The sequence below is a fragment of the Scandinavium sp. genome (genome assembly GCF_051650185.1).
Lineage (GTDB): Bacteria > Pseudomonadota > Gammaproteobacteria > Enterobacterales > Enterobacteriaceae > Scandinavium.
This window is the reverse complement of sequence record NZ_JBOFIN010000003.1, coordinates 1-6,730: the sequence shown is the minus strand read 5'-3', so window position 1 is coordinate 6,730 and position 6,730 is coordinate 1. Positions and strand designations below refer to the sequence as shown.

Below are 6,730 nucleotides of genomic sequence, written 5' to 3'. Positions count from 1 at the left end.
ACCCGAAACCATCAGTGCCGGACAATGTGGCAGCTGCTGAGAAAAGTTCACCATTTTATGGAAACAGTCAGCCCATTCCCCGGAGGAAAACATGGTCAGGCAAAAGTGTAGCGGTATTAGGCGCAGCTATTTAGCTGATGAATCTGCCCGGATTAAAAATGTCGTAACGGAAAGTGTTGGAAATAAAACATTAACGTCGATGGCTAAACTGATTAAATCATTGCTTTATCTTTGTTATAAAGATGAAGATGTTATAAACAACCCCCGAAAGCACTTTGATAACAGTCAAAGTGAAATCAATAAGGATTTTGATACGCTCGGGCTTAAACTTCCATCAGGAAAAACCATCGACAAATGGCTACGAGGCGTCGATCTCGATAAGAAATGAAAAGTGGAATATTCCAGGAGTGTGTTGGAATATTCCGAAGTCGTGATATCTACAAAGGTAACCTTCACCCGTTGTCTATCAGCGTCTAACAAGGGCGCATCAGTTAAACTGGGGGTTACATGTCACAACCGTCTCTAATTCGTTTTCATGAAGTACAAAAGCGTACTGGCTATAGTAAGGCGTGGTTATATCGCCTTATGAGCGAGAAACGTTTCCCCGCAGCAATTAAAATTGGTTCCCGCTCTATCGCTTTTATTGAAAGTGAAATTGACGAATGGATTAATCAGCGCATCACTGAGTCACGTGGCGAGGTGGCGTAATGGAAAAGAAAAACCGCCCCGTACAGCAGGCGGCTAACTCAGATATTCGCACGTCTGATATTACGCCGATCACCAGCCCTGTACAAGTAACTAAGCGTATCCCAAAGAAGCACCGCGCCCGCGTCTATATGCTGCGCACTGGTGTAGAGGGATGGACAGAGAATGACATCCTGCGCTATTGCCGTCTTTCATCCGGGCGTAATTATGCGTCTGAGTTGGAGCGCCAGCTTGATATTCAACTAGAGCGTATCGACGAGAAAAACCCGGATGGTATCGGCGCACACCTGCGCTACCGCTTTTCTTGCCGTGGCGACGTTCTCAAGGTGATCCAACTTGTGAACCATAATGCCGCCATTAATGAACATCACGGGTTATCTCAGCAGGATATTACTGACATTCTGAACCTCTACCCGAACGCGTTTAACGCCGCATAACGGAGCCGAAAACATGACTATCGAAAAAAGCCGATTCAATTCGGAGGCCGCCCCACAATCCAACACTTGCCAAGGCGAACATAGCAATAATGACTTTGCCGCGATTGTCCCCGTTATTTCCGGTCAAATTGGCGGGCGTGAGGCCAGTATTGTTAGCGCTAAGGCACTGCATAAAGCGCTTGGAGTAGGTAACGACTTTTCAACCTGGATCAAACTACGCATTGATGAATATGGCTTTAGCCTGAGTGCTGATTACGTGGTTTTTGATTCCTCAGATTTCAGGAATCAAAGTTCAAATTTTGAACAGTGTAGCCCCGGATGGGTGACAAAGCGTGGCGGCGACCGTCGCAGTAAAGATTATGGCCTTTCTCTGGGAATGGCTAAAGAACTGGCAATGGTTGAGCGAAACGAACAAGGTCGCGCCGTTCGCCGTTACTTTATTCAGTGTGAAGAAGCCCTACAGCGCAGCGTGCCAGAGATTGCCGCTCAGTATCGCCGTCAGCTCAAAGCCCGTATCGGTGCCGCCAGCCTGTTTAAACCGATGTGCGTAGCACTGGAAAGCGCCCGCGCAGAGCAGGGTAAACAGACGCAGGCTCGCCACTACAGCAATGAGAGCAACATGATCGCCCGCATTGTTTTGGGTGGCATGACGGCGAAGCAGTGGGCGCAGGCGAATAGCATTACTGGCGAACCACGCGACAGCATGAACGCCGGGCAACTGGAACACCTCACCTACCTGGAGAGTACCAACATTACGCTGATTGATATGGGTATGGGATATGACCAGCGTAAAGCCGAGCTAATCCGCCTTTCTCAGCGCTGGTTAGCTAAACATCTGGGGGCTAATCATGCTTAATGCCGCCGTCCAGAATAAAGTCTTTCCCCTGGCTGGCCTGATGTATGCCTTGCGCGGGATCGCGTACGCGGATGAGGGTAAAGCTGGCATAACAGTGCCAGCTAATGCCAGCTCCTCATTTTCTCGTCGTGGTGACGAGGAGAGTTTCGAGACCAGTACGCGCGTGCGCGAAGGTGAGTTTCTGGAGTCCATAAAAAAGGGCTTGCCGACTATCGCCAACCCGGTTTATGGTTATAGCGCACCAGCAAAATCTGGTGCCGGGATTGGTCTCCCGGAAATGATTAAGGCGATACACGACGCGCCTAGCGTCTTTTTTTGTGTCGTTAGCTCAGTACACCTCTTTTTCAACGATGCGGGTATAATCCGTGTCGCTCACAAAATTATGGTGGGCTGCGCGGGGGCTTCTTCGGAAGCGCCGGGTTCCTTGATCACCGGTAAGACCAACTCTGCGCAGTCCACCACCAACAAGATTGGTCTCTTCGGTGGTGGATATATTCCACAGATCAAGGAGGCTGCCGCTATGCTGGCTACTACCCCTACCCAAAATCCGCGATTCATCTGGTTAATCGCAGCCGTTCGCCGCGATATGCCGACAATTACCGCCAAAATCCATCACATTGCTGCTGAAACTGAGCGCGAAGCCCGCCGCACTCTGGCGCGGGATCACGTCTGTTTCTTTGCAGGCCGTATCCGTCTGGAGGTGGCAGCATGAGCAAAGTATCCCTGGCCGATTCAACCTGCCGTATCCAACAGGCGCAGGAAGTCCTGTCTCTCTGGCTTGAAGCGACGAATAAAAACGATAGCGGCACAGCTAACTTAATTGGCGCAATCATTTCCCTTCTGGATGGTATCCCCGAATTGATGGATTCGCAGAGGATGAATTGGCTGGCATGGACTTAAAAGCGCGGGATAAAGCATGAGCAACGTACTGACCTTTAAATCGGGAAATCCCGACTTATTCCACGCCGAAGCCACACCGCACGGCGTCAATATCATGACCCGCAACGATGCCGGGATGTATGAGCATGTTGCTCTTATCAACTACGGAAAAGCTGTAGTACGTCTGGATGCGGGTGAGTATGACAATAAGCCCTGTGAAGGATTTGCCCTGCATTTTGCAGTGGCTGACGGCGGGGCGCGTGGCTGGTTCGACTTCACCGCGCAGCATAACGTCACTATGTGGCGCTGGCTGATTGCGGCCTGTTTCGTTGCCGAAATGAAGCGTGAGAACGGCACAACCGCCGTCACTGAGGCTGACGGCACAACATCGCAGGTGGCGATTTACTCCAATGGTAATGCGGGCATGGTGGTTTACCCGTTTGCTGAACGGCTAGCGATGGCGAACAACATCGAGGGCGCAATTATTGAGCGCTATGGTGTTGATCAGGGAACAGAGAACGCCATTTTGTTCTACCGCGCCATGCTGGATGCGGAACGCGGAGAGCTGACCCCGTTCGGGCGTGAAACGCTGGCAGAGCTACACGATTACTTCATTGCCGATCTGGATGAAAACGGCTGGCCTGAAATGCCAGCGGCGCACTGAGGGGGCGACATGATTACCAAAAACTTCCGACTGAATGCGCTGGCGAACCAGTACGCGGAGGCACTTTACAACAACATCACGGCTATCAATTACTTCATGGTTGACGCGGCAGGCCAGCAAATCCGTGTGGAACTGGTGGGCGGCGTCAATGGCACGCGCCAGCTTATTGATGGTTACGCGCTCGAAGCGCTCAAAGAGACATACCCTCAGTGGGAAAGCGTCGGGATCACCATGCTGGAGAAATGCGTCAATGCTGATGGCCTGACTGATACCGGGCGCGAGATATGGCAAAGCATGATTAATGATATGGGCGCGACCGTGGCAGGAGGCAACCATGCGTAATATCGACCTTATCCGCGAAGTGACCGCCGCCGCCGCTGGTAACTGGCCTTATGTGCTGGCAGGCCTGTCTATCAACGTGCCTGATTCATCACGCCGCCATGCTCCCTGCCCTGCATGTGGCGGTACGGATCGCTTCCGGTTCGACGACAACGGTCGCGGTAGCTTTATCTGTAACCAGTGCGGCGCAGGCGACGGCTTAGACCTGATTAAGAAGGTGAACAACTGCGACACCACGGAGGCGGCACTGCTTGCCGCTGATGTGCTGGGTATTGATTACCGGGTAGAGCAAACCGACCCGGCGGCAGCGAGCCAGAGAAGGGAGCAACTGGAGGCTGACCGCCAGCAGCGTGAGCAGGAGCGCCAGCAACAGGCAGCAGAGGACGCAGAGCAGCGAAGGGCAACGTTTACCCGTCTGTATGCCGGAATGCGCCAGAACGTCACACAGGGCGAATCTGATTACCTGCAATCAAAAGGGCTGACCGGGTTCAATTACCCGGTTATGTCCGATGGTTCGTTACTCCTGCCGCTGGTGGATGAATCAGGCGCAGTGGTGGCGGCGCAGACCATCACTCCGCAGGGTGAAAAACGACTCCTGACAGGTTCAGCAAAGCGTGGGGCATATCACGCCGTTAACGCACCGGGACAGCCGCAGAAGGTGATCATTGCCGAAGGGCTGGCAACGACTTTATCTACTCACCTGATGCGGCCTGACGCACTGACAGTATGCGCCATTGATGCTGGCAACCTGCTGCCAGTGGCGGAGTTTATGCGCCAGCAGTACCCACAGGCGCAGATCATCATTGCCGCTGATAACGACCGACTGGATGACAAGCCCAATACTGGCACTGAACGGGCGGAGAAAGCCGCTTCTGCCGTGGCGGGCTATGTTGCCGTGCCGCCGACAGACTACAAAGCTGACTGGAACGACTACCACCATCAACACGGGCTGGAAGTCGCTACGGCTGCGTTTAATGATTCGATGTACCAGCCGCAGGGGGAATGCGTGAAACCACAACTACAGGCCATTGAGGGCGGTAAAACTGACCAGCCAGAGAAAGACCCGCTAAAACCCCGCATTGAGAGCCGCAAAGATGGCGTTTACTGGATCACGCCTAAGGTGGACAAGGAAAGCGGCGAGATTATCAACAATGAAAGCTGGCTAGCCTCACCGATGGACGTTATTGGCACCGGGCGGGACGATAAGGATCAGTATCTGATACTGCGCTGGCTGGCCTTTGGCGCAGGCATACCGACAACAGCGGCTATCCCCCTGGCTGATATTGGCGAGCGTGAAGGCTGGCGAACCATGAAAGCGGGCGGGGTTAACGTCACCACCAAAAGCAGCTTGCGGGCGATTCTGGCTGACTGGCTACAGCGTAGCGGCTCGCGTGAATTGTGGCGTGTTGCTCACGCTACTGGCTGGCAGTGTGGGGCATACATCATGCCGGACGGGGAGATAATCGGCACACCTGAGCATCCTGTTTTATTCAGTGGTCGCAGTTCTGCTGCTGCCGGGTACACAGTTGCGGGAACCTCAGAGAGCTGGCGTAAGAGTGTTGCGCGGCTGGCATACGGTAACTACGCGATGATGACAGGCATTGCCGCCGCACTGGCAGCACCGTTAATCGGGCTGGCTGGCGCTGACGGGTTCGGCATTCACTTCTATGAACAGTCGAGCGCGGGTAAAACCACCACGGCAAACGTGGCGAGTAGCTTATACGGCAACCCGGACTTACTACGCCTGACGTGGTACGGCACTGCGCTGGGGCTGGCGAACGAAGCCGCAGCCCACAATGACGGTCTGATGCCACTGGATGAAGTCGGACAAGGGGCAGACCCGGTAAGCGTGTCACAGTCTGCTTACGCGCTGTTTAACGGCGTGGGGAAATTACAGGGGGCGAAGGAAGGCGGCAACCGGGATTTAAAACGCTGGCGCACCGTGGCGATCAGTACCGGAGAAATGGACTTAGAAACCTTCATCGCCACCGCAGGACGCAAGACCAAAGCCGGGCAACTGGTGCGCCTGCTGAATATCCCGCTCAGTAAGGCGGTACGCTTCCACGACCACCAGAACGGCAAACACCATGCCGACGCGCTGAAAGATGCTTACCAGCGCCATCACGGCGCTGCCGGGCGGGGGTGGATCAGGTGGCTGGCAGACCACCAGCAGCAGGCGATTGATACCGTGCGCGAGTGTGAGGCCCGTTGGCGTAGCCTTATTCCTGCCGACTATGGCGAGCAGGTTCACCGCGTGGCCGCCCGCTTTGCCATTTTGGAGGCGGCATTGCTGTTAGGTGAAGTTGTCACCGGATGGGATGCTCAGACGTGTCGTGATGCGATACAGCACAGCTACAACGCCTGGCTGCGGGAGTTCGGCACCGGCAACAAAGAGCACCAGCAGATCATCGAGCAGACTGAGGCGTTTCTTAATGCGTATGGATTCAGCCGTTTCGCGCCGTTCCCCTACAGTTCTGCTGACATGCCCGTTAAGGATCTGGCGGGGTATCGTCAGAAGGGGAACCACGACAGCGACCCTGTAATCTTCTACACCTTTCGCGGCGCATTCGAGAAGGAGATCGCGCAGAACTTTAATCCGACGCAGTTCGCCGAAGTTCTGAAAAATGCCGGGATGCTAAAACCTCCATCTAGCGGGCGTGGTTATCAGCGTAAATCACCGCGTATCGACGGGCGACAGATTAACGTTTACGTCGGCTTTGTTGAATAAATCAGATTTCGGGTAAGTCTCCCCGAAGCAGGTTGTGTTTTCAGGCAATACGCACGCTTTCTGGCATACCTGCTTTCGTCATTTTGTTCAGCGCTCGCACCATGGCCATTGCCTCCGCAACC

The 6,730-nt window shown here is 54.1% G+C and carries 10 protein-coding genes and 1 pseudogene; 10 read left to right on the top strand and 1 reads right to left on the bottom strand.

From position 1 onward, the window contains the following. The 10 genes and pseudogenes from ACRCWW_RS00470 to ACRCWW_RS00425 form a co-directional block, all read left to right on the top strand. Nucleotides 1-111 (top strand): annotated as a pseudogene (locus tag ACRCWW_RS00470) (IS630 family transposase); the annotation flags it as partial. Then, on the top strand, nt 92-388 hold the full coding sequence (locus ACRCWW_RS00465) for a hypothetical protein (RefSeq protein ID WP_438680637.1): 297 nt from the start codon (nt 92-94) through the stop codon (nt 386-388). The pseudogene ACRCWW_RS00470 and the gene ACRCWW_RS00465, both read left to right, overlap by 20 nt. A gap of 119 nt (nt 389-507) precedes the next feature. After that, nucleotides 508-708, top strand: coding sequence for a helix-turn-helix transcriptional regulator (locus tag ACRCWW_RS00460; RefSeq protein WP_033144711.1), 201 nt, complete (start codon nt 508-510; stop codon nt 706-708). After that, nucleotides 708-1,142 carry a hypothetical protein gene (locus ACRCWW_RS00455; RefSeq protein ID WP_126313473.1) on the top strand — a complete coding sequence of 145 codons (435 nt, stop codon included), beginning with the start codon at nt 708-710 and terminating at the stop codon, nt 1,140-1,142. The genes ACRCWW_RS00460 and ACRCWW_RS00455 overlap by 1 nt, the downstream gene beginning before the upstream one ends. A gap of 13 nt (nt 1,143-1,155) precedes the next feature. Further along, the gene (locus ACRCWW_RS00450; protein WP_033144713.1) at nt 1,156-1,998 is read left to right on the top strand and encodes an antA/AntB antirepressor family protein; all 843 of its coding nucleotides are present in this window, start codon (nt 1,156-1,158) and stop codon (nt 1,996-1,998) included. Then, a complete protein-coding gene (locus ACRCWW_RS00445; protein ID WP_438680636.1) occupies nt 1,991-2,710 on the top strand; it encodes a host cell division inhibitor Icd-like protein in 720 nt (239 codons plus the stop codon). The genes ACRCWW_RS00450 and ACRCWW_RS00445 overlap by 8 nt, the downstream gene beginning before the upstream one ends. Further along, nucleotides 2,707-2,898, top strand: coding sequence for a hypothetical protein (locus ACRCWW_RS00440; protein ID WP_228041911.1), 192 nt, complete (start codon nt 2,707-2,709; stop codon nt 2,896-2,898). The genes ACRCWW_RS00445 and ACRCWW_RS00440 overlap by 4 nt, the downstream gene beginning before the upstream one ends. A 16-nt stretch (nt 2,899-2,914) precedes the next feature. After that, complete coding sequence (locus tag ACRCWW_RS00435; protein ID WP_033144716.1) at nt 2,915-3,541, top strand: hypothetical protein; 627 nt, start codon at nt 2,915-2,917, stop codon at nt 3,539-3,541. Nucleotides 3,542-3,550: 9 nt separating this feature from the next. After that, complete coding sequence (locus tag ACRCWW_RS00430; RefSeq protein ID WP_126313475.1) at nt 3,551-3,883, top strand: hypothetical protein; 333 nt, start codon at nt 3,551-3,553, stop codon at nt 3,881-3,883. Further along, complete coding sequence (locus tag ACRCWW_RS00425; protein ID WP_438680635.1) at nt 3,876-6,608, top strand: DUF927 domain-containing protein; 2,733 nt, start codon at nt 3,876-3,878, stop codon at nt 6,606-6,608. The genes ACRCWW_RS00430 and ACRCWW_RS00425 overlap by 8 nt, the downstream gene beginning before the upstream one ends. A 40-nt stretch (nt 6,609-6,648) precedes the next feature. On the opposite strand, the gene ACRCWW_RS00420 is transcribed toward ACRCWW_RS00425, so the two are convergent. Further along, a partial coding sequence (locus tag ACRCWW_RS00420; RefSeq protein WP_259293634.1) for a hypothetical protein occupies nt 6,649-6,730 on the bottom strand: 82 nt, incomplete at its 5' end.